Genomic DNA, 21528 nt, shown 5'->3' on the forward strand with positions numbered 1-21528 from the left:
ACTTAAAAAATTAAATTTGCAAACTTGATTTTTTAATGCGATGCATCGTTTTTTTATATTTTTATACTATTTAATCTCCAAAAACAGAGTTCTATCTGCATTATTTGCAGTGGGAATTGCTTTGGTTTGCCTGTTTTTTGCATCAAAAATAAATTTCGAGGAAGACATCAATCAGATCATTCCTAAAAGTGAAAAATCTGATCTTACTGCAAAAATTCTTAAACAACTTAATTTTTCAGATAAGATCATCGTCATCATTGAGAATAAATCTTCGGAGGATAATTTTCAGCTTTCTGAAACCGCCAATACTTTTCTGGAAAAAATTTCTCCTTTACAAAAGTATATCGGAGCGATTCAGGGAAAGGTAAATGACAGTGAAATTTCCGAGACTTTTGATTTTGTAAATCAAAACCTCCCTTTGTTTTTAGATGAAAATGACTATAAAGAAATCAACAGGAAGATTCAGAAAGACAGCATTGCAAAACAGGTAGAAAACAATTACATTTCTCTTGCTTCCCCAACAAGCCTGGTTACAAAAGAATTTATAAAAAAAAGATCCCCTCGGAATTACTTTTTTAGGCATTAAAAAATTGAATGCACTTAACGTCAGCAAAGATTTTAAGCTGGAGGATAATTTTATTGTAACGAAAGACGGAAAAAATCTATTACTTTTTATTGATCCTAAAAACAAAAGTAACGATACTAAAAACAATGAATTTTTTGTAGACCAGCTCAACAAAATAAAGGATGATCTTAATAAAGAATTTAAAGGAAAGACAGAAATCAGCTACTTTGGTTCACCCGTAATTGCGGTTGCAAATGCTGAACAGATAAAAAAGGACATTCAGAATACAGTAATGATTTCCATGACTGTACTGCTGATCCTGCTTATTTATTATTTCAGGAATTTCTTCACTCCGATTATTGTTTTTCTTCCTACGGTATTTTCTGTTCTGCTGGCACTGCTTATCTTATATTTTATTAAGGATAAGATCTCAGCAATTTCATTAAGTGTCGGAGCAATCCTTATCGGAATTACAATAGATTATGCCTTGCACATTCTTACACACTATAAACACAATAATAATATTGAAGAACTCTATAAAGAAATTACCCAACCTATTATTTTAAGCAGTGCTACCACTGCGGTTTCTTTTTTATGTCTCGTCTTTGTAAGATCGGAAGCCTTAAAGGATCTGGGACTATTTGCTTCCATAACCGTAATGCTTTCTTCTATTTCAGCCTTGATTATTGTTCCCCAACTATACAATCCTAAAGAAAAAGGGGAAAAAGCAAGCACAAATTTCATTGACAGGATCGGCTTTTATCCCTATGAAAAGAACAAACCCCTAATTATAGGATGCTCCCTGGTCATTATTGCCTGCTTATTTGGATTCAGGCACGTGGGTTTTAATGAAGACATTGGAGATCTAAATTACATTCCAAAGGATCTGAAAATAAGTGAAGCAAAATTACAGAAGCTTTCAGATATTACTTCAAAATCAATCTACACCATTTCCTATGGTAATTCTGAAGAAGAAGCATTAACCCGAAACACCCAACTGAACCATTTTCTGGAAAAAGAAAAAAAGGAAGGAAAAATCCTGAGCTATAATTCTCTGGGCAATGTAGTCCTGTCTGAAAAGGATCAGCAAAAAAAAGATTGAAAACTGGAAAAAATTCTGGAACGACCCAAAGAAAAATCAAACGGTTTCAGAATTGGTAAGCAATGGAAACAAATTTGGATTTAATAGTTCAGCTTTTAAGCAATTTACAGAACTTTTAAACAAAAACTACTCCACCCGCAGCATTGAGGATTATGAAAAAATAAAAGCACTACAGGTATCTGAATTTTTAAGCAATGAAAAAGGATTTTATACTATTTCCAATATTATAAAAGTGGATGAAACTAAAAGAGATGCCTTTATCAGAGATGTAGAAAAAAAGCAGGATGTTCTTGCTATTGACCGCCAGCAAATGAATGAGAATTTTCTGGGATTATTGAAAAGAGATTTCAACACCCTGATCAATTATTCACTACTCGCCATCATCCTTACTATTATTGTCTTTTTCAGAAATTTTGAACTCACTGTCCTTACCATGTTCCCTATTGTATTAACAGGAGTGGTTACAGCCGGCATTCTTTATTTCTTAGGGCTGGAACTCAATATTTTCAGTACTGTAGTCTGTACCCTCATCTTTGGAGTCGGAGACGATTTCAGCATCTTTCTGACAAAGGCTATGCAAAAGGAACATACTACAGGTAAAAATGAACTTCCTACTTACAGGATCTCAATCATATTAGCTGTTTTCACCACTATTTTATCGATCGGCTCATTGATTTTTGCCAAGCATCCGGCATTACACTCTTTGGCACTGGTGGCTTTAATAGGAATGTTTTCGGTTATTATCATTACTTCTACTTTGTATCCGTTCTGGTTCAGACTTTTAATTATTAACAGAGCAAAAAAGGGACTTTCTCCTATTACTTTTAGATTATTCCTTCACTCCGTGGTATCGTTTGCCTACTATGGGCTGGGAGGATTTCTTTTTTCCTTATTTGGCGCTTTTTTTGTTAAAAATGCCAAGGGAAATACACTCAGGTATATCAAAATATTCATTGCCCGGTTTTTAACTTCTGTTTTATATAGTAATCCATTTGTAAAAAAGACGGTGATAAAAAATCCTGAAGAAGATTTCAGTAAACCTGCTATTATTATTGCCAATCATACTTCATTCCTGGATACACTAGCACTGGCAATGACCAATTACAAGATTGTATATCTTGTAAATGATTGGGTGTATAACTCACCCATTTTTGGAAAACTTGTAAAGGCATTAGGTTTTTATCCGGTTTCCCAAGGTATTGAAAACGGAATTGACAAACTAAAAGAAAAGGTACAACAAGGATATTCGCTGGTGGTCTTTCCGGAAGCAGAACGTTCTTATACGAATGATATCAAAAGATTTCATAAAGGAGCTTTCTACCTTTCTGAACAATTGAATCTGGATATTTTGCCTGTATATATTCATGGCAACTCGGAAGTATTGCCAAAAGGAGACTTTATCATTTATGATGGGAGCATTACGGTAAAAGTAGGAGATCGTATCCATCAAAATGATGAGAGTTTTGGGTCCACGTATTCTGAACGAACAAAAAAAAATAAACGCTTATTTCAGAGAAGAGTTTTCAAAGCTAAGAGAAGAGCTGGAGGATGAGGATTACTTTAAAAAGAAGCTGTTTCTGAGCTTTTTGTATAAGGAAAATGAGATTGTAAAACAGGTTAAAGAAGATTTCAGGATCAATAAGTCTGCTTACTTTGAATTGAACAAGCATATTCCTAAAGACGCAACGCTTCTTCATATTGCAGATGACTACGGCCAGATTGATATCCTACTTTCTCTTCAACAGGCAAACCGCAAGATATTCAGTTTGATTCCGGATATTGAAAAAAGAGAAATCGCTGATCATAATTATCTCGTTAAAAAAAAGAAAAATAAACTATATATCCACAATTTCAGAGATTAATAAAAAGGTTGGTATACTTTTAGTTTCCAGTGAAAACTATGCTTTAAACAGTATTGATCAGCTTCCTGATATTATTATTTTCTTCAATATTAAAAATTTATTGTTTCAAAACGACGAATATAATTTATATTTTAGTTCAGAATCAATTAAAATCTATAAGAGATAACAGATAAATTATAAAATTATATTTTTGTAAACAATAAAAATTTCCATGCAGAAGAACATACTTGTCTTATACTATACACAAACGGGCCAATTAGAGGATATTGTAAAGAATATTGCCCAGCCTTTTGAGGATAAAAAGGACGAATATAATGTCACCTATTATAGCATTAAGCTTAAGGAAGACTTCCCTTTTCCATGGCCAGGTGATGTTTTTTTCAATACATTCCCGGAGTCTTATTTACAGATCCCAAGAGAAATCCTTCCTCCGCCCGAAGAAGTATTGAATAAGAAATTCGATCTTATTATTTTCGGGTACCAGGTTTGGTATTTAACTCCCTCAATTCCAATTATCTCTTTCTTAAAAAGCGGTTATGCGGAAAACATTTTAAAAGACACTCCTGTCGTTACTGTTTCAGGAACCCGAAATATGTGGATGCTTTCGCAGGAAAAACTTAAGGTATATTTAAAAAACTTAAATGCAAAACTGGTCGGAAACATTGCATTGGTAGACAGACATGATAATTATACCAGTGTATTGACTATTTTGCGCTGGTTGACAACTGGAAAAAAAGAAAAATCGGGAATGCTTCCGGCAGCAGGAATTTCCGATGAAGAGATTGCCGGAGCCGGAAAATACGGTAACATCATCAAAAGGCATTTCGATAATAACCACTATGATAATCTGCAACCTGAACTGGTAAAGAACGGAGCTGTAGAAATCAGACCTTTTTTAGTAAGGGTGGAAAAAGTAGGGAACAAAATCTTTACTGTATGGTCTAACCTTATTATCAGGAAAAAAGAAAAGCGACCTATGCTTATCAAATTCTTTAAGGTATATTTGATGGCAGCGATATGGATTATTTCCCCTATTGTTTTAGTTTTTCACATATTGTTGGCACCTCTTTTGAGATCTAAAAGAATGAAAGAAAAAAAAATATTTACAAGGAATAAATTTAAAATAAGAGATGAACGACGTATTTATAACCAAAGCTTCAACATACTTACCCAATGATCCGGTTTCTAATGATGAGATGGAAAGCTATCTTGGCTTGGTCAATGACACCCCCTCTAAAGCAAGAGCTTTGATCTTAAGAAATAATCAGATTAAAACAAGATATTACGCTTTAGATAAAAACAGCCAACCTACCCATACCAATGCCCAGATCACAGCAAGAGCTGTAGAAGGGTTGTTTGATGAAAATTTCACGAAAGATGATATTCAGTTATTATCTTGTGGAACTACTTCTGCAGATCAGATTCAGCCTTCTCATGCTTCGATGGTTCATGGAGAGCTGAATGTGGGAAAATCTATAGAAATCAATACCTCAACAGGACTTTGTAATTCAGGAATGAATGCCTTTAATTATGGTTTTCTTTCTGTAAAAGCCGGTGTACGTGATAATGCGGTTTGTGTAGGTTCTGAGAGATTTTCGGCCTGGATGACAGCAGATAAATTCAATCACGAAGCAGAAAACCTGAAACTACTGGAGGAAAGACCTATTATTGCTTTTAAAAGAGAATTTTTAAGATGGATGCTTTCCGATGGTGCAGGTGCTTTATTATTAGAAAACAAACCAAGGGAAAACAGCATTTCTTTAAAAGTAGAATTCATCGATTTCTATTCTTATGCACATGAAATTGAAGCTTGTATGTATTCCGGCTGTGAAAAGCAAGAGGACGGAAGCTTAAAATCATGGGCAGATTATCCATCTGATGAATGGCTGAAGCAGTCTCTTTTTGCATTAAAGCAGGATACAAAGCTTCTGGATCAATATATATTAGTAAAAGGGGCAGAAAGTTTAAGAGCTTCTTTCGACAAGCACAAGCTAGACCCTGAAAAAATAGATCATGTCCTGGCACATATTTCATCCGGTTACTTTAAAAATGGGCTTAAGGAAGAATTTGCCAAAAAAGGAATGGATTTCCCATGGGAAAAATGGTATTATAACCTTTCCGAAGTAGGAAATATTGGAGCTGGCTCTATTTTCATTGCTTTAGAAGAACTGATGAATTCAGGAAAACTGAAAAAGGGAGAAAAAGTACTTCTTTGTGTTCCTGAAAGTGGAAGGTTTGCTTACTCCTGTGCATTATTAACGGTTTGCTAATGGAAATCAATCTGCCAACATCTGATAAAAGTTTTGTGGAAAGTTTAATTCCACAGAGGTTTCCTTTTGTCATGGTGAATGAATTAACTGAATACTCTGAGAATCATTTGGTCTCGGGTTTTACGATAAAAGAAGACAATATCTTCCTGCAGGATGGAATCTTCCAGGCATCGGGATTGATCGAACATCAGGCTCAAAGTGTAGCTTTGCATACAGGCTATAAGTATTACCTTTTAGGTAAAGAAGCTCCAACGGGTTATATAGGAGCCATCAAATCTTTTGACGCGGAATCTTTACCCAAACTTGGAGATGAGCTAAAAACAGAAGTGGCAATCCTCAACGAAGTAATGGGAGTTACATTAGTTAACTGTATTACGAAACTGAACGGACTAACTATCGCAAGCTCTCAAATGAAAACTGTTGTAAAATAATAGTAATGAAAATTAAGGAAGACAATATCATCAATATCCATAACTTTTTACCTCATCGGGAACCTATGCTGATGGTGGATTATATTCTGGAATTAACAGAAGAAAATGTGATCACTTCCTTTCTGATAACAGCAGATAATATTTTTGTTCATAACAATGAACTTGTAGAAGCAGGGTTAATCGAAAATTCCGCACAAACATGCTCCTCTATTGTAGGCCAGAGTTTTTTTGAAGGGCCCGAAATAGAAACAAAAGTGATCGGATTCATTACCAATATTAAAAAAATCGACATCTTTTCATTACCGAAAGTGGGTGATACGATCATTTCGAAGGCATCGCTTATTTCCAAATATGAGAATATATGCAATATCTTCTGCGAAACTTTTAATAATGATGAATTATTGATAAGAGCTGAAATCAATCTGTTTATTCAAAAACTATCATAATAAAAAACAGACTATGAAAAAGCAGGATCTTCCACAGGACGAAAGTAATCTGAAATCAGCGAACATGACCGAAGTGGTATATGTTACCGATGAAAATGACAATTATACAACAGCAAACAGTATTGGCTGGGAAGCCAAAAAGCTTGCCCTTGACGAATCCATGGCTCTTATTAATGAGAGGATAGAAGAAGCCCGGCAAAACGTTGCTGCTCAGACCGTAAGTCCCATCATTTATTTCATGGAATTAAATAAAATGGATATGGCTGTCCTTTCTGCATATGTCGGAATGTGGCAGTGGCGGATAAAAAGACATACCAAACCAAAAGTATTTAGAACACTAAGCGATACTGTGCTGAAAAAATATGCTGATGCATTTGGAATCACAGTAGAAGAATTAAAAAATTTCAATGGAAGATAATAAGATAAAGTACATAATTGATACTGATTCTATCTTCCCTGAAATAAAAAAAATATAAGGATGAAATTGAATTTTGAACACCACCAAACCGCTCATTGCGAAAACGGTGTTGCCTCTAATTTATTACTCTATAAAGGTATAAAATTAAGCGAACCTATGATTTTCGGAATAGGTTCGGGGTTATTTTTTGTGTATCTGCCTTTCCTAAAAGTAAACTTTGCACCGGGCTTTAGCTATCGTCCGATGCCAGGTGCTATTTTCAGCAAAGCAGCAAAAAGATTGGGTATTAAAATTAAAAGACAAAAATTCTCAAATCCTAAAGATGCCCAGGTAGCATTAGAAAAAAACTTAGAGAACAATATCCCTACAGGACTTCAGGTCGGGGTTTTTAACCTTACGTATTTCCCGGAAGAATATAAATTTCATTTTAATGCGCATAATCTTGTCGTTTACGGAAAGGAAGACGGAAGGTTTCTGATCAGTGATCCTGTAATGGATTACGTAACCACATTATCTGAAGCTGAACTCGAAAAAGTAAGATATGCAAAGGGAGCATTACCGCCAAAAGGCCACATGTATTATCCCGTTTATATCCCTGAAAACATCCATTTGGAAGAAGCCATAAAAAAAGGGATTAAAGATACCTGTAAAAATATGCTTGCTCCCGTGCCTCTCATAGGAGTAAAAGCCATGAGATGGGTCGCGAAAAGTATTCCCAAATGGGCTGAGAAAAAAGGAACGAAAGTGACCAACCATTATTTGGGGCAATTAATAAGAATGCAGGAAGAAATAGGAACTGGTGGTGGCGGATTTAGATTTATTTACGGAGCTTTTTTACAAGAAGCAGCAGAAATTCTTAAGAATGATCAATTAAGGGAGTTGTCAAAAGAAATTACAGCCATAGGTGATCTATGGAGAGACTTTGCTGTGGATATTGCCCGCGTTTATAAAAACAGGAATTCAAAAAGCAATATTTATCAGGAACTTTCGAAATCAATGCTTCATATAGCAGATCTGGAAGAAGCTTTCTATAAAAAACTAAGAAAAGCAATCTGATATGGCAGAGCATATTATTGAAATTAAAAATCTTTATAAAAAATACAAGAACTCTGATGAGTTTTCTGTCAATGATATTTCTTTAAATATCGACAAAAACGAAATCTATGGAATTCTTGGGCCAAACGGTGCGGGAAAAACGACCCTCATTTCCATGCTTTCGGGACTGATCAAGCCCACTTCCGGCCAGTTTACCATTAATGGTCTTTCACCACAGAAAAACAGTTTTAAAATAAAGCAGATCATTGGAATAGTTCCTCAGGAATATGCTCTTTATCCTACCCTTACTGCAAAAGAGAATTTGTTATTCTTTGGAAGCTTATATGGGCTCAAGCATAAAGCACTTCATAAAAGCATTGATGAATCCCTTGAAATTATGGGATTATCAAAATTTGCCAATAAAAAGGTAGAACAATTTTCAGGAGGTATGAAACGTCGTTGTAATCTTATTGCAGGAACACTTCACAATCCTAAAGTCCTTTTCCTGGATGAGCCTACCGTAGGAGTAGATGTACAATCCAAAAAAGTGATCATTGATTTCCTTCAGGAACTCAATAAAAACGGAACCTGTATTATTTATACCTCCCACCATCTTTCAGAAGCCGAGGAATTTTGTACAAAAATTGCCATTATCGACAGAGGTAAGATCCATGCTACAGGGACCCCGGAGGAGCTTGTTGCACAGATAGCTTCCGCCGAAAATCTGGAAGACGTTTTCATTTCATTAACCGGAAAAGAACTAAGAGATGTTGTTGTATAAATTGTGGAGAAGTTTTATTAAAGAAATTCTTTTATTAAAAAGGGATATCGGAGGGATCGTTATTATTTTTGTGATGCCTTTGCTGCTTATCGTTACGATCACATTGATTCAGGATTCGACTTTTAAAAATCTGGAAGGATCCAAAATACCAATCATTTTTATCGATAAAGACAAGTCTGACGTTTCTCAAAATATAAAAAAGGAACTGGAAAACAGCAAGACATTTCAGCTTCTGACCCATTACAACGAAAAGTCCGCCCGGGACGCCGTTTTTTCGGGCGAATATCAGATGGCCATTGTCATTCCTGAAGACTTAACCAAAAACCTGAATTCCAATATAGAATCCAAAGTTCAGACGATCGTAAGTTCTTTCGGACTGGAAACTGACTCCGCAGCTGTAAAAAAAAACAGCTCCAAAGACAAAAGATATTCATTTATATTTTGATCCTGCAACCAATGCAGGCTTCAAAAACTCAGTGATGAATTCTGTGAATAAAATGATCTTTGAGATTGAAAATAAAAAAATTTACAAAGCTTTCCAGGATCAGCTCGGAACAACAGAAAACCTGGAGGAAAACAAGAATCTCATCAGCTTTAAAGAGATCACTCCATCGAAAGGCAATGTGGAGATAATCCCGAATTCTGTTCAGCATAACGTTCCTGCATGGACATTATTTGCTATCTTTTTCATTGTAGTCCCTCTTTCCATCAATCTGGTTAAAGAAAAAAGCCAGGGCACCAGTGTTAGAGCCAGAGTGAGTCCAACACCTTATTATATTCATATTCTCGGTAAAACATGTACTTATCTGATCATTTGTATGATTCAGTTTTTACTGATGGTTGCTGTAGGTATATACCTTTTTCCATACATGAATCTTCCGGCTTTCGATGTGTCGGGAAAAATGTTCCACCTTATTGTGGTTACTTTATTTGCCGGGCTTGCCGCTATTGGGTTTGGGGTTTTATTGGGAACCATTGCAGATACTCAGGAACAGTCTGCGCCTTTTGGCGCAACATCTGTTGTTGTATTGGCTGCTATTGGTGGAATCTGGGTTCCCGTGTTCCTGATGCCTGAATTTATGCAGCATATGGCCAAGTTCTCACCTATGAACTGGGGACTTAATGCGTATTACGATATTATTTTAAGAAACAGTGGAATCACCGATATAGCGAAAGAGCTTATTTTATTATTTTTATTTTATATCGCTATGGTCACAATTTCTATTTTTTACGAAAGGAAAAAAAATGCAGTCTAAAGAAAAAAAATATTACCTTTTCTGAACAAGTCAGAGTAAGATTCAATGAAACAGATCCTTTGGGAATTGTCTGGCATGGTCATTATATTGTCTATTTTGAAGACGGAAGGGAAGCTTTTGGAAGAGAGCACGGACTTTCGTATCTCGACATCCAGAATGCCGGTTACCTTACTCCTATTGTAAAAAGCACCTGCGAGCATTTTCTTCCCTTAAAATACGGAGAAACCTTCAGGATAGAAACTACTTTTGTGAATTCGGTTGCGGCAAAACTGATCTTTACTTATGAAATATTCAATCAGGATAATAAACTGGTTTGCAAAGGCGAGACCATTCAGGTATTTTTAGATAATGACGGAAATTTATGCCTCTATAATCCCGACTTCTTTCAGAAATGGAAAGATAAAATGAAATTGTCATGATGAAGGAGATTTACATAACTGATTATAACTGTGTCACTCCGCTGGGTATGAACCTCAACGACAATTGGCATGCTCTGTTGCAAAACCAGTCCGGAGTTGCTCAGCATCCAATTTTAGAGAACCAGGAAGCAGTATATGCTTCAATGGTGGATACTGAAAAATTAAATACGGAATTCAACAGCCATTTTCCCGACCAGAATTTCACCCGATTGGAAAAAATGTTCCTGTTGTGCTTAAAACCTTTAATAGAAAGGCACGACATTACTACAGAAACAGCTTTTATATTATCTACCACAAAGGGAAATGTGAGCTTACTAAAGAATCAATCTTCTTTACCAGAGGAGGCATTTCTTTCTGTCCTGGCACAAAAGATCGCTGATTTTTTTGGATTTAAATCAAAGCCCATTGTTGTTTCTAACGCCTGTGTTTCAGGAGTGATGGCTATTGGCGTAGCTAAAAACCTGATTCAATCGGGAAATTATAAAGATGCTTTTGTTATTGCAGGTGATGAAATCACGGAGTTTGTTATCTCCGGTTTTAACTCTTTTCAGGCTTTGGCAACAGAACCTTGCCAGCCTTACGATAAAAACCGAAACGGAATTAATATCGGAGAGGCTACGGCAGCGTTATATATAACTGCCGGGACAATTTCAACCGATCAGTTTAGGTTTAAAGTTCTCGGAGATTCTGCTATTAATGATGCTAACCATATTTCAGGTCCTTCAAGAACAGGAGACGGACTGTATAAAAGTATCAGGAATGCCATGACAGAGGCTAAAGTAGCTGCCACTGATATTGATTTTATCTCTGCACACGGAACAGCAACCCTGTATAATGATGAAATGGAAGCTATTGCTTTTAACAGAATGGAGCTTCAACATGTCCCGTTGAATAGTATGAAGGGGTTTTACGGACATTGTCTTGGCGCATCGGGATTATTAGAAAGTATCATTTCAATGGAAAGCGCTTTGCACAATACCCTTCTTCCCTCCAAAAACTTTAAAGAGATGGGTGTCTCCCAACCTCTGCATATTATAAAAGAACAGCAACACTCAGAAATTAAATATATTTTAAAAACCGCTTCTGGTTTTGGAGGATGTAATGCTGCAATTGTTTTAGAAAAATGTTAAACCGGATAAGATGAAGAAAACAGCTGTTTGCACTATAGAAAATTCTACAATTACTATGAACGGGAATATAGTCTTCTCAAATCAGGAAACAACATTTCAGGAGTTTGCTAAAGAAGCCTACAAGAACCTTGATCTTAATTATCCTAAGTTCCATAAAATGGATCCGCTAAGCAAACTTGCTTTTTTAGCCGCAGAAATGCTTCTGAAAGATCAGGATAACAGCAAAACTGCTTTGGTTTTTGCCAATAAATCATCAAGTCTGGATACGGACTTTAAATATCAGGAAAGCATCAATTCCAACGAGAATTATTTTCCCAGCCCTGCGGTCTTTGTGTATACATTGCCTAACATTTGTGTAGGAGAAATAAGCGTCCGACATAAAATGCAGACTGAAAATGCTTTTTTCGTTTTAGACGAATTTGATGAAAATTTTTTTAAACAATTATGCCCAGCAATTACTGAAGTCCGGAAAAGCAGAAAATGTATTGTGTGGCTGGGTGGAACTATATCAGGAAAGTTATAAAGCTTTTGTATATTTGCTCGCATTATAAAATATCATTGGTAATCTGGCACATTGTTATAGGGTTACCTTAAAATAATAATTATGGAAGATTTAAAATTAGAATTAAAACACAAAATTATAGAAGTTCTTAACCTTGAAGATGTAGCTGTTGAGGAAATCAAAGACACAGACCCGTTATTTGGTGGTGGTTTAGGATTAGACTCTATTGATGCGTTAGAACTGATTGTTCTTCTGGATAAGGATTATGGAATAAAATTAGCTGATCCAAAGAAAGGAAAAGAAATTTTTCAATCTATCGATACGATGGCAAAATTCATCGAAGAAAACAGAACAAAATAATTAATGGGTCATAAAATTGCCATAACAGGAATGGGCATCATTTCTTCCGTTGGCAACAACGTGGAAGAAAATTTTATTTCGCTGACAACCGGCCGGCATGGCATTTCGGACATACAAATGTTTGAAAGCCGCCATACAGGACACATTAAAACAGGTGAAATAAAACAGTCTAATGAAGAACTTGTACAACACCTTCGGCTGAATGAAGACAACAATGTTACAAGAACCTCTTTATTAGGAATGATTGCCGCAAAAGAAGCTGTAGAAAATGCAGGAATTTCCGATATCAATGCCTTCAGAACAGGCCTGATTTCCTCGACAAGTGTCGGAGGAATGGATATTACTGAAAAGTATTTCTACAACTATGAAGGCTTTCCTGAAAAGCAAAAATATATTGATGCTCATGATGCAGGAAACTCCTCTTTAGCCATTGCAGATTATCTGGGCTTAAAAGGAATGGTATCAACAATAAGTACCGCATGCTCATCGGCAGCGAATGCGATCATGATGGGAGCTAAGCTTATTAAAAATGGGGTGCTGGATCGTGTGATCGTAGGCGGAACAGATTCTTTATCCAAATTTACACTCAATGGGTTTAATACCCTAATGATTCTTACTGATTCTTATAATACTCCTTTCGACCAGAACAGAAAAGGTTTGAATCTAGGTGAAGCCGCAGCTTTTCTGGTGCTGGAGTCTGATGAAGTTGTAAAAAAAGAGGATAAAAAGGTTCTTGCCTACCTTTCAGGTTATGGAAATGCTAATGATGCCCATCATCAAACCGCGTCGTCTGAAAACGGACAAGGCGCTTATCTTGCGATGCAGCAGGCATTAAAGGTTTCCGGAATCGACAAAGAGGAAATTAACTACATCAATGTTCATGGGACAGCCACTCCCAATAATGATCTGTCGGAAGGAATTGCAATGATCCGTATTTTCGGAGAAGGAAATGTTCCCGAATTCAGTTCCACCAAAGCTTTTACAGGACATACATTAGCCGCTGCAGCAGGAATAGAAGCAGTTTATTCCATTTTAGCCATTCAGCACGGCATTATATTTCCGAATTTGAATTTTAAAACTCCTATGGAAGAATTCAACCTAGTTCCGGTTACTGAACTTAGGAAAAAAAAATATCAACCATGTCTTATCCAACTCATTTGGATTCGGAGGAAACTGTTCAACCCTAATTTTCTCCAAGCCATGAGTTCAGTGTATATCAATGGGGCTTCATGTATTTCGGTACAGGATACATTAGCTGAAGATTTTTTTGGTCAGTTCAAACCTGAAAACTCTGTACCAATTGTAAAAGCAATAGAACCGGCATATAAAGAATTTATTCCCGCAGCAATGATCAGGAGGATGTCTAAAACGGTAAAAATGAGTTCTGTCGCATCTCATTATGCCTTGAAAGAGGCTGGAATAGAAAAACCGGATGCCATTATTGTAGGAACCGGAATGGGCTGTTCTCAGGATTCTGAAAAATTCTTAAAAAATGTAATCGACAATCAGGAGGAATTTTTAACTCCAACTTATTTTATTCAGTCGACGCACAATACCGTAGCCGGCCAGATTGCTTTGGCTCTACAATGCCACGCTTATAATTTTACTTATGTCAATACTTCTTCAGCTCTAGAGTTTTCCTTATTGGATGCCAAACTTCAGCTTACCGATGATGAGGCTGAAAATATACTTGTTGGCTCTACGGATGAACAGACTGAAAGAACAATGGAACTTTACCAGCTCCGCCACATCATTAAAAAAACCGAACATTTTCCTGTTGATTTTTTAACATCAACAACAAAAGGTGTACTATGGGGTGAAGGTTCAAGCTTTTTTGTCATTGGAAAAAATAAGACGGAAAATTCTTATGCCCAGATCAGGGACGTTCAAATAACCAATAAACTTGAACAGCAGGAAACCGAAAGATTTATTGAAGCTTTTCTCGTGAAGAATAATCTTTCTTTTACCGATATTGATGCCGTAATTTTAGGATTCAGTGGCGATCAGGAATCGGATACGTATTATAAAACAGCAATGAACCTGTTTCCTGAATCAGCATTGCTATATTATAAACATTTAAGCGGAGAATACAATACGGCAAGTGGTTTTTCAACATTTATGGCATGTCATATTCTGAAAAATCAACAAATCCCGGAGATCATGATGATCAATTCTATAAAAAAGAATGCGATTAAAAATGTGCTTTTGTACAATCATCTTTTAGGAAATGATCATAGTTTGGTATTGTTAGAAAAGGTATGATAGGATAAAAGGACGGAATTTTTAATCTTTACATTTCAAAATCGTTAAATTGTAAGCGGGTAACACCTTGTATGTTCTCAATTTTTTAGATTTTTCGTTCTGCTGTGCCAAACCCCAGATGAAAAATTTTAGATTGGAAATTCAAAAAAACAATACAATGAAGCATTATTCAATGATCCTGTTTTATATATTCTGTAATGTATTTATTTATGCATTTCACGGGAGCTTTTGGGTATATGTATTCTGCTTTTTGCTTTTTTCGGCATTTGTGGTTTGGGGTTCCTTTGATATTAAGCTGGGCTATTTTGTGAATAGCATTACCCATAAAAAAACAAAAGTTAAAGAGGTTGCCCTTACTTTTGATGACGGACCGACTGAGTTTACACCTCAATTTTTAGATCTGCTTCAGGAACATCACATCAAAGCAACATTTTTTTGTATTGGAAAACAAATTGAGAAATATCCTGATACGTTCAAAAGGATTATTGCCGAAGGTCATAACATTGGAAACCATACGTATACTCATTCTAACTCAACGGGTTTTCTACCGACAGCAAAAATGACTGATGAAATAGCAAAATGTGATGAAATAATTGCCTCTGTGGGAAACACCGCAACCGTATTATACAGGCCTCCATTTGGAGTGACCAATCCTTCCATAGCTAAAGCAATTAAAAGAAACGAAAAAATAAGTATCGGCTGGAATGTACGATCGCTAGACACCGTTATAGAAGATGAAAGGAAAATCTACAAAAGGATTACATCTAAAATAAAACCCGGCAGCATTGTGCTTCTTCACGACACTTCAGAAAAGACCTATCGTGTTTTGGTAGATTTATTGCTATTTTTGAAGGATAAAAAGTATACTACTTTTACTATTGATTCAATTATAAAATCAAATAAAAAATGATTAAAAATATTGCTTTCGGAGCATTTTTATTGGTTTCAGGTTTCTTTTTTGCTCAAAACACAGCAATGACAGGAACTGAGGCAAAGGCGTTTGTAACGAAGGTATCATCTGAAACACAACAAATCAAAACGTTGCAGAGCGACTTTACCCAAACCAAAAAAATGGATTTCCTGGATAAGAACATTGTCACCTATGGTAAGATGTCTCTTAAATCGCCCAATATGCTAAGCTGGAAATACACCAAGCCTTATCAATACAGCATTGTTTTTAAGGAAAATAAGATCTTCATCAATGATCAGGGGAAGAAATCCTCTGTTGATGCAAAAAGTAAAACATTTGAAAAAATCAACAAACTTATTGTAGGAAGCTCCAATGGAAAAATGTTTAGTGATCCCGAATTCATCGTCACCTACTTCAAAAGCTCTGCTTACAATATTGCAAAATTTACTCCTAAATCTGCTCAGCTCCTGAAGTACATCAAACAGATCGAGTTATATTTTCCTAAAAATGAATCCACCGTTGCCCAGGTCAATATGCTGGAAGCATCGGGAGATACGACGAATATAGTTTTCAAAAACACAAAGATCAATGCCCCGATTTCTGCATCAGAGTTTTCTTTATAGTACTCTTCTACTGTTTTTCATATCCTGTAAGACCTATCAGCTTATTGATGTAAAACCTGCACCAGGCACTGAGAAATCTGTTGAGAACTTATATTTTTCTTCAAAAGAAGATTATGTATATAAATGCCAGATCGATATTTATAAAAATCAAGTGAGTGGAATTCTTATCATAAAAAGGATCAACGAAACGACACATCGCGTGGCATTGACATCAGATTTTGGGAATAAGCTTATTGATTTTGAAATTTCAGATCAAGATTTCAAAATCAATTATATCATTCCTGATCTCGATAAGAAAATCGTAAAAAACTTCCTGAAGAATGATTTTCAACATCTTCTGAAGCAGACCTATCCGGTACAGGAAAGTTTTGAAAATGATCAGTCAAAGATTTTTGTCTCTCAGGAAGACCACAACAAGTATTATCTGTTTTTTGATAAAAAGGACAGCTTGCTTCATCAGATCATGTACACAAGGAATAATAAAGCAAAAATCGATTTTAGTTTTGAAGCAAAAAAACATATATTCGCGGATAGTATCAATCTTCAACATAAAGATTTCAAGATCAATATAAAGTTAGTTCAAATAACAGAAACCGAGTAACAGATGCAAACCATTCTTACAGACTTTTATACTCTAAAATCGTACGACAAAGCGGAAAACGGAAGCTTCGTTGCCCATATCAGATTAAACAGTGATCACGAAATTTTTAAGGGACACTTCCCGGGAAATCCGGTTACGCCCGGAGTGTGCATGATGCAAATTGTAAAAGAACTTACAGAAGAGATCACCGGTTCAAAGTTGTTCTTAAAAACAGCTTCCAATGTGAAGTTTATGGCCATCATTAATCCTTTTGAAACACCCGACCTTACTGTACAGCTCGATATTAATGAAGGAGAAGATGAGATTAAAGTAAAGAACACGACTTTATTTGGCGAGACTATTGCATTAAAGATGTCTGTACATTATAAAAGATAGAAATTATGAAATTCATCTTATCGCTGGTAGCTGTATTTACATTTTTCTTTCAGTCCTCTGATCTGGAGTCATTGAGAAACAGCTATGCGAAAGCCAATCAATCGAACGCCAATACTCAGTCCTTTATCAATATCGCGGAAAAACAGTCTTCAACTGATCCCGTTATTTCCGGTTATAAAGCAGCTGCACAAATTATGGAAGCCAAGGTAACCACTGAAAAAGGAAAGAGAAAATCTTTTGTAAAAACAGGTGCAACAAGTCTTGAAAGTATTATTAAAAATAATCCTAACAATATTGAATTGAGAGTGATCCGCCTGAGCGTTCAGGAAAATATTCCTAAAATTGTAGGATACCATTCCAGTTTAAAAGATGATAAATTATTCATTCTGAACAATTACAGCAAGCAGAATCAGGCTTTAAAAGCCTATATTCAGAGATTTGCAGCGCAGTCTAAAACTTTTACTCCAGCAGACAAAGCTTCATTAAAATAAAACAATGACCCTTCCTGAAGTACAAAATACAATTTCCGAAAAGAAAATCTGTATTTTAATTCCCACCTACAACAATGAAAGAACACTGGCAAGAGTTATTGATGGTGTTTTAGAATATACTTCAAACATTATTGTGGTCAATGACGGATCCACGGATTCCACAGCTCAGATACTGAACGGCTATCCGCAAATTACAGTCATTACACTTCAGGAAAATAAAGGTAAAGGAAACGGCTTAAGAACAGGTTTCAGAAAAGCAAAAGAATCAGGATTTCATTATGCTATAACAATAGATTCTGATGGCCAGCATTACCCGGATGACATTCCGGTTTTTACAGAAGCCCTTATCAAAGAAAAAGAAGATGTTTTGCTCATCGGTAACCGAAATATGTCTCAAGACGGAATTCCTAAGAAAAGCAGCTTTGGAAACAGGTTTTCTAATTTCTGGTTTTGGTTTGAAACAGGTATTAAATTAGAAGATACCCAATCTGGCTACCGTCTGTATCCATTACTAAAGATCCCCAAGAAATATTTTACCCCAAAATTTGAGTTTGAGATTGAAGTTATTGTAAGATCTGCATGGCGGCATATTCCTGTAAAGAATGTTCCTGTTAAGGTTCTATATGATCCTGCAGAAAGGGTTTCTCATTTCAGGCCATTTAAAGATTTTACCCGGATAAGTATCCTGAATACCATTCTTGTTACGATTACCCTTTTCTACATTATTCCAAGAAATTTTATTAATAATTTCCGTAAGAAAAGTCTCAAAAAGTTCATTAAAGAGGATGTGCTTGAAAGTGATGGCAGTAACAGAACGAAAGCTTTTTCCGTTGCATTAGGTGTATTTATCGGGCTGTCACCTTTTTGGGGATTTCAGACACTGCTTGTTATTTCCTTATCAGTATTATTTAAATTAAATAAGGTGTTGGCTTTTGTCGCATCTAATATAAGCTTACCTCCCTTTATTCCTTTTATCATAGCAATCTCTTTATTTATCGGAGCTCCTTTCGTACATGGTGAAAGCAATGTTTTTAACCAGGAATTAAATTTCGATCTGGTAAAGAATAACCTCCTTCAATATGTTATCGGCAGTATGATCCTTGCAAGCACAGCATCTGCTATTTCAGGTGCTGCAGTCTATCTTTTTCTTAATAAAGTAAATCCTGAATAATTAATTTATTTAAATACAACCCCTGAAAATAACAAAAGGGTTAATATAACAGTAATAAATATCGAAACGATAACCAACACCATTTGAGCTGTTGCATAGGTCCTGGCTTTCTCGTCCTCTTTTATTTCAAAGGAAAAATTAATTTTATGAGGACTTTTGATAATCCACCAGATAAACAACAACAGGATCAGGTTAAGAATGATGGGAAAAAATAAAAACATTTTGCTGCCAAATCCATCTGTATTTTTCCCATATCCGTGGATAGGGATAATCTCGGGAATGGAATCATATACACTTATTAAATAACAAGTGTAGCACACAATAATAATAAAAGGAATACTAAATAAGATTTTAATCTTCTTCGAAATCATTGAATCGTTTTTACTTATTCTCAGAATAATGTAATATTATTTTGAGCCTGCAATATAGTATTTTAAATAAAAAACTGCATAGCCTTTCGACTTTGCAGTTTGAAGTTATTAATTGATTGTAGTACTATTTTTTAGTTACTTTCTGCGAATATAATTTGCCATTCTTATCTAATAACACAAGAATATAAGTACCTGTGTTCAGCTGTTTAATCGATATTGTATTTCTTTCAACTTTTGTCTGCAAAGCTATTCTACCGCTTGCATCAAATAATCTGGCCTCCACCGGAACGAAATCGGCGTTGGATTTGAAATTTAAAAGGTCCGCACTCGGATTAGGATAAACCGTCAGCAGTTCTTGTGTATTTTGCACTTCCTTCACATCAAGATGTGTTCCTTCCACAACATGCAATGTTGTATCCGGGGTAACATTACTAATGACATCTACCAATCCGGAAGGCCATTTTACGACCACTTTTCCGATCGTTGTTGCTTGCCCGATTCCAAAATGAACATTAAGAGTATTCATATTCATGAAACCTACCCCACTTTGCACATCCCGAATCTGCTTACCCCATTCTCCGTAAATCTCAACTCTTGCCCCGATTCCATTTCTGTTACTCTGGGTTCCCCTCAATGTCACTTTTAACCAGTGATTAGAATTTCCGTCATTAATCATGATCGTTTGTCCACTTTGAATGTCCAGGAAGCCATCGTTATTCAGATCACCTATTGGACGCTTGTTAAAGTCAAGACTATAAGGATTAAGGTTAGGAGTGAATTGGAAATTTCCATTGCCAAACATAATTGTATTTCCAGCTCCCAATACATCGAGGAATCCGTCATTATCAAAATCATAGGCCACATATTCCCTGCTTAGATTGCTTATAATATCATATCCGGAGCCTACAGATACATCAGTAAAGGTACCGTTACCATTATTTTTCATGACTCTGCTCAACCCGTTTGAGGTAGAGTTTATCCCTATGATAGCATCCATCCAGCCATCGTTATTAAAATCCCCCCCATGCAGAGGACCATGTCTGTGTAGGATTCGCCATATTAGCCGCCACTGCCACATTCGTAAACGTTCCATCACCATTATTCCGGTGCAGCTCATCTACGTTTCCTCCTGGCCCTGAACCACCACCACTGCATTTTGCAATATAAAGATCCATATCTCCGTCATTATCATAATCAATCCAGATAGAACCATAATTACCTCCTGAAGGAAAATCTCCCAATCCTCCCTGGTTATGGTTCATATTAGTACCATCATTCAAATAGAACCGGTTCGGCGCATTATCATCACATACAAAAGCATCAAGCTTTCCATCTTTATTAATATCTATAAAATTGGTACGCTGTGTCAGGAATGTTTGGGGTTTTCTGTCAGAAGTGTACCCCGTTCCATCTGCATTGGCCTTTAAAAAACAAATGCCATTTCCCGAACCATATATCAGATCATTAAATCCGTTATTGTCATAGTCTCCAGCTGCTATGCTCCAGCTAGGGGTAACTGTGGTGTTGGGAACGTTATAGGTAACCGGATTAAAAGTTCCTCCAGGCTGCTGGTAGGAGATTGCAATCTGCGTGTTACTCAAAACGGATACAATATCATCCAGATAATCCCCGTTCATATCTACTACACAATTATTATAAGTACCATAAACATTACCGGACTGCGGGGTAAAAGACACCCTGTTGACAAGCGGAGCCGTTTCAGATACCGTGAAATTGAATCCTGAACTGGACCACTTATTATCAAAAACAATATAATATGTTGTGCCGGCCTGTGCTGTAAATGTTACCTGAGAAGCGTTTCCTAAAAAATCATCATTCGCCGTTACACAGGTCAATGCTCCGCAGGTGCCTTTAAATATAATCTCCCGGGTATCAACATTTTGTCCTGTAATGACTGTTGAGACGGTAACACTCCTATCCTGGGTCGCGGTATATTTATACCATAATCCGGCTGTACCAGGCAGTCCGATATTACATGCCGTAGTAGCTGCAGTTCCGGTAATTACAGGTGCTGTATTTGTTCCCAGCACCACATTCAATGCAGAAGCACACGTTAATTGTGCAATTCCCCAGGTTATATTGAATAACAAAATAAAAAGGGATAAATTTTTTCTCATGTTTTCTTC

25 protein-coding genes and 3 pseudogenes are annotated in these 21528 nt (G+C 36.1%); 25 read left to right on the forward strand and 3 right to left on the reverse strand.

The genetic code is table 11. The features are described from left to right. The first annotated feature begins 40 nt into the window (after positions 1–40). The 25 genes and pseudogenes from ACJ5H0_RS22250 to ACJ5H0_RS22370 all read left to right on the forward strand — a co-directional run bounded on the left by ACJ5H0_RS22250 (position 41) and on the right by ACJ5H0_RS22370 (position 19010). Positions 41–586 carry a hypothetical protein gene (locus ACJ5H0_RS22250; protein ID WP_411252084.1) on the forward strand — a complete coding sequence of 182 codons (546 nt, stop codon included), beginning with the start codon at positions 41–43 and terminating at the stop codon, positions 584–586. A 4-nt stretch (positions 587–590) separates the two neighbouring features. Beyond that, positions 591–1667: an MMPL family transporter gene (locus ACJ5H0_RS22255; RefSeq protein ID WP_411252085.1), complete on the forward strand. Its 1077-nt coding sequence runs from the start codon at positions 591–593 to the stop codon at positions 1665–1667. 52 nt (positions 1668–1719) lie between these two features. Continuing rightward, positions 1720–3219 carry a 1-acyl-sn-glycerol-3-phosphate acyltransferase gene (locus ACJ5H0_RS22260; protein ID WP_411252086.1) on the forward strand — a complete coding sequence of 500 codons (1500 nt, stop codon included), beginning with the start codon at positions 1720–1722 and terminating at the stop codon, positions 3217–3219. Then, entirely contained in the window at positions 3131–3529 is a 399-nt protein-coding gene (locus tag ACJ5H0_RS22265; RefSeq protein WP_411252087.1) for a hypothetical protein, read from the forward strand. Before ACJ5H0_RS22260 ends, ACJ5H0_RS22265 begins: the two co-directional genes overlap by 89 nt. Before the next feature lie 211 nt (positions 3530–3740). Then, positions 3741–4706, forward strand: a complete 966-nt coding sequence (locus ACJ5H0_RS22270) for a dialkylrecorsinol condensing enzyme DarA (RefSeq protein ID WP_411252088.1) — start codon at positions 3741–3743, stop codon at positions 4704–4706. Further along, entirely contained in the window at positions 4660–5799 is a 1140-nt protein-coding gene (locus ACJ5H0_RS22275) for a beta-ketoacyl-ACP synthase III (protein WP_411252089.1), read from the forward strand. The genes ACJ5H0_RS22270 and ACJ5H0_RS22275 overlap by 47 nt, the downstream gene beginning before the upstream one ends. Continuing rightward, on the forward strand, positions 5799–6230 hold the full coding sequence (locus ACJ5H0_RS22280; RefSeq protein WP_172281101.1) for a hypothetical protein: 432 nt from the start codon (positions 5799–5801) through the stop codon (positions 6228–6230). The genes ACJ5H0_RS22275 and ACJ5H0_RS22280 overlap by 1 nt, the downstream gene beginning before the upstream one ends. A 5-nt stretch (positions 6231–6235) precedes the next feature. Then, a complete protein-coding gene (locus tag ACJ5H0_RS22285; protein ID WP_345991566.1) occupies positions 6236–6676 on the forward strand; it encodes an ABC transporter permease in 441 nt (146 codons plus the stop codon). A 13-nt stretch (positions 6677–6689) separates the two neighbouring features. After that, the gene (locus ACJ5H0_RS22290; protein WP_172281105.1) at positions 6690–7094 is read left to right on the forward strand and encodes a hypothetical protein; all 405 of its coding nucleotides are present in this window, start codon (positions 6690–6692) and stop codon (positions 7092–7094) included. A 60-nt stretch (positions 7095–7154) separates the two neighbouring features. Next, positions 7155–8150, forward strand: coding sequence for a BtrH N-terminal domain-containing protein (locus ACJ5H0_RS22295; RefSeq protein ID WP_172281107.1), 996 nt, complete (start codon positions 7155–7157; stop codon positions 8148–8150). Between the two features lies 1 nt (position 8151). Further along, the gene (locus ACJ5H0_RS22300) at positions 8152–8910 is read left to right on the forward strand and encodes an ABC transporter ATP-binding protein (RefSeq protein ID WP_172281109.1); all 759 of its coding nucleotides are present in this window, start codon (positions 8152–8154) and stop codon (positions 8908–8910) included. Then, positions 8897–9355 carry an ABC transporter permease gene (locus ACJ5H0_RS22305; protein WP_411252090.1) on the forward strand — a complete coding sequence of 153 codons (459 nt, stop codon included), beginning with the start codon at positions 8897–8899 and terminating at the stop codon, positions 9353–9355. The genes ACJ5H0_RS22300 and ACJ5H0_RS22305 overlap by 14 nt, the downstream gene beginning before the upstream one ends. Positions 9356–9389: 34 nt before the next feature. After that, on the forward strand, positions 9390–10166 hold the full coding sequence (locus ACJ5H0_RS22310) for an ABC transporter permease (protein ID WP_411252091.1): 777 nt from the start codon (positions 9390–9392) through the stop codon (positions 10164–10166). Between the two features lie 11 nt (positions 10167–10177). Continuing rightward, positions 10178–10585 (forward strand): acyl-CoA thioesterase, encoded by a 408-nt coding sequence (locus tag ACJ5H0_RS22315; protein WP_411252108.1) that lies wholly within the window; start codon positions 10178–10180, stop codon positions 10583–10585. Next, the gene (locus ACJ5H0_RS22320; RefSeq protein ID WP_411252092.1) at positions 10582–11715 is read left to right on the forward strand and encodes a beta-ketoacyl synthase N-terminal-like domain-containing protein; all 1134 of its coding nucleotides are present in this window, start codon (positions 10582–10584) and stop codon (positions 11713–11715) included. The genes ACJ5H0_RS22315 and ACJ5H0_RS22320 overlap by 4 nt, the downstream gene beginning before the upstream one ends. Before the next feature lie 10 nt (positions 11716–11725). Next, positions 11726–12266 (forward strand): annotated as a pseudogene (locus tag ACJ5H0_RS22325) (3-oxoacyl-ACP synthase). 53 nt (positions 12267–12319) lie between these two features. After that, entirely contained in the window at positions 12320–12577 is a 258-nt protein-coding gene (locus ACJ5H0_RS22330; protein WP_172281119.1) for a phosphopantetheine-binding protein, read from the forward strand. Positions 12578–12580: 3 nt separating this feature from the next. Next, a pseudogene (locus ACJ5H0_RS22335) lies at positions 12581–13781 on the forward strand (beta-ketoacyl-[acyl-carrier-protein] synthase family protein). Positions 13782–13906: 125 nt separating this feature from the next. After that, positions 13907–14839: pseudogene (locus ACJ5H0_RS22340) on the forward strand (beta-ketoacyl synthase chain length factor); the annotation flags it as partial. A 157-nt stretch (positions 14840–14996) separates the two neighbouring features. Continuing rightward, positions 14997–15749 (forward strand): polysaccharide deacetylase family protein, encoded by a 753-nt coding sequence (locus ACJ5H0_RS22345; RefSeq protein WP_411252093.1) that lies wholly within the window; start codon positions 14997–14999, stop codon positions 15747–15749. Then, a complete protein-coding gene (locus tag ACJ5H0_RS22350) occupies positions 15746–16372 on the forward strand; it encodes a LolA family protein (RefSeq protein WP_411252094.1) in 627 nt (208 codons plus the stop codon). The genes ACJ5H0_RS22345 and ACJ5H0_RS22350 overlap by 4 nt, the downstream gene beginning before the upstream one ends. Next, positions 16338–16973: a hypothetical protein gene (locus ACJ5H0_RS22355; protein ID WP_411252095.1), complete on the forward strand. Its 636-nt coding sequence runs from the start codon at positions 16338–16340 to the stop codon at positions 16971–16973. The genes ACJ5H0_RS22350 and ACJ5H0_RS22355 overlap by 35 nt, the downstream gene beginning before the upstream one ends. A gap of 3 nt (positions 16974–16976) precedes the next feature. Beyond that, a complete protein-coding gene (locus tag ACJ5H0_RS22360) occupies positions 16977–17348 on the forward strand; it encodes a hotdog family protein (protein ID WP_172281131.1) in 372 nt (123 codons plus the stop codon). A gap of 5 nt (positions 17349–17353) precedes the next feature. Further along, the gene (locus ACJ5H0_RS22365) at positions 17354–17839 is read left to right on the forward strand and encodes a hypothetical protein (protein WP_411252096.1); all 486 of its coding nucleotides are present in this window, start codon (positions 17354–17356) and stop codon (positions 17837–17839) included. 4 nt (positions 17840–17843) lie between these two features. Next, entirely contained in the window at positions 17844–19010 is a 1167-nt protein-coding gene (locus ACJ5H0_RS22370; RefSeq protein ID WP_411252097.1) for a DUF2062 domain-containing protein, read from the forward strand. Positions 19011–19015: 5 nt separating this feature from the next. On the opposite strand, the gene ACJ5H0_RS22375 is transcribed toward ACJ5H0_RS22370, so the two are convergent. The 3 genes from ACJ5H0_RS22375 to ACJ5H0_RS22385 form a co-directional block, all read right to left on the reverse strand. Further along, positions 19016–19381, reverse strand: a complete 366-nt coding sequence (locus ACJ5H0_RS22375; RefSeq protein ID WP_273649919.1) for a hypothetical protein — start codon at positions 19379–19381, stop codon at positions 19016–19018. 124 nt (positions 19382–19505) lie between these two features. Continuing rightward, entirely contained in the window at positions 19506–20474 is a 969-nt protein-coding gene (locus ACJ5H0_RS22380) for an ASPIC/UnbV domain-containing protein (RefSeq protein WP_411252098.1), read from the reverse strand. Next, positions 20392–21519, reverse strand: a complete 1128-nt coding sequence (locus ACJ5H0_RS22385; RefSeq protein WP_411252099.1) for an FG-GAP repeat domain-containing protein — start codon at positions 21517–21519, stop codon at positions 20392–20394. Before ACJ5H0_RS22385 ends, ACJ5H0_RS22380 begins: the two co-directional genes overlap by 83 nt. Positions 21520–21528 lie beyond the last annotated feature (9 nt).

The sequence above is a fragment of the Chryseobacterium proteolyticum genome, assembly GCF_046591535.1.
Lineage (GTDB): Bacteria > Bacteroidota > Bacteroidia > Flavobacteriales > Weeksellaceae > Chryseobacterium > Chryseobacterium proteolyticum.

Coding starts and splice junctions, on each gene's coding strand:
- ACJ5H0_RS22365 (WP_411252096.1), top strand. CDS start 17,354: ATGAAATTCATCTTATCGCTGGTAGCTGTATTTACATTTTTCTTTCAG.
- ACJ5H0_RS22380 (WP_411252098.1), bottom strand. CDS start 20,474: ATGGAACGTTTACGAATGTGGCAGTGGCGGCTAATATGGCGAATCCTA.
- ACJ5H0_RS22330 (WP_172281119.1), top strand. CDS start 12,320: ATGGAAGATTTAAAATTAGAATTAAAACACAAAATTATAGAAGTTCTT.
- ACJ5H0_RS22320 (WP_411252092.1), top strand. CDS start 10,582: ATGATGAAGGAGATTTACATAACTGATTATAACTGTGTCACTCCGCTG.
- ACJ5H0_RS22275 (WP_411252089.1), top strand. CDS start 4,660: ATGAACGACGTATTTATAACCAAAGCTTCAACATACTTACCCAATGAT.
- ACJ5H0_RS22285 (WP_345991566.1), top strand. CDS start 6,236: ATGAAAATTAAGGAAGACAATATCATCAATATCCATAACTTTTTACCT.
- ACJ5H0_RS22385 (WP_411252099.1), bottom strand. CDS start 21,519: ATGAGAAAAAATTTATCCCTTTTTATTTTGTTATTCAATATAACCTGG.
- ACJ5H0_RS22370 (WP_411252097.1), top strand. CDS start 17,844: ATGACCCTTCCTGAAGTACAAAATACAATTTCCGAAAAGAAAATCTGT.
- ACJ5H0_RS22295 (WP_172281107.1), top strand. CDS start 7,155: ATGAAATTGAATTTTGAACACCACCAAACCGCTCATTGCGAAAACGGT.
- ACJ5H0_RS22250 (WP_411252084.1), top strand. CDS start 41: ATGCATCGTTTTTTTATATTTTTATACTATTTAATCTCCAAAAACAGA.
- ACJ5H0_RS22300 (WP_172281109.1), top strand. CDS start 8,152: ATGGCAGAGCATATTATTGAAATTAAAAATCTTTATAAAAAATACAAG.
- ACJ5H0_RS22355 (WP_411252095.1), top strand. CDS start 16,338: ATGCCCCGATTTCTGCATCAGAGTTTTCTTTATAGTACTCTTCTACTG.
- ACJ5H0_RS22375 (WP_273649919.1), bottom strand. CDS start 19,381: ATGATTTCGAAGAAGATTAAAATCTTATTTAGTATTCCTTTTATTATT.
- ACJ5H0_RS22290 (WP_172281105.1), top strand. CDS start 6,690: ATGAAAAAGCAGGATCTTCCACAGGACGAAAGTAATCTGAAATCAGCG.
- ACJ5H0_RS22280 (WP_172281101.1), top strand. CDS start 5,799: ATGGAAATCAATCTGCCAACATCTGATAAAAGTTTTGTGGAAAGTTTA.
- ACJ5H0_RS22345 (WP_411252093.1), top strand. CDS start 14,997: ATGAAGCATTATTCAATGATCCTGTTTTATATATTCTGTAATGTATTT.
- ACJ5H0_RS22310 (WP_411252091.1), top strand. CDS start 9,390: ATGAATTCTGTGAATAAAATGATCTTTGAGATTGAAAATAAAAAAATT.
- ACJ5H0_RS22350 (WP_411252094.1), top strand. CDS start 15,746: ATGATTAAAAATATTGCTTTCGGAGCATTTTTATTGGTTTCAGGTTTC.
- ACJ5H0_RS22360 (WP_172281131.1), top strand. CDS start 16,977: ATGCAAACCATTCTTACAGACTTTTATACTCTAAAATCGTACGACAAA.
- ACJ5H0_RS22305 (WP_411252090.1), top strand. CDS start 8,897: ATGTTGTTGTATAAATTGTGGAGAAGTTTTATTAAAGAAATTCTTTTA.
- ACJ5H0_RS22270 (WP_411252088.1), top strand. CDS start 3,741: ATGCAGAAGAACATACTTGTCTTATACTATACACAAACGGGCCAATTA.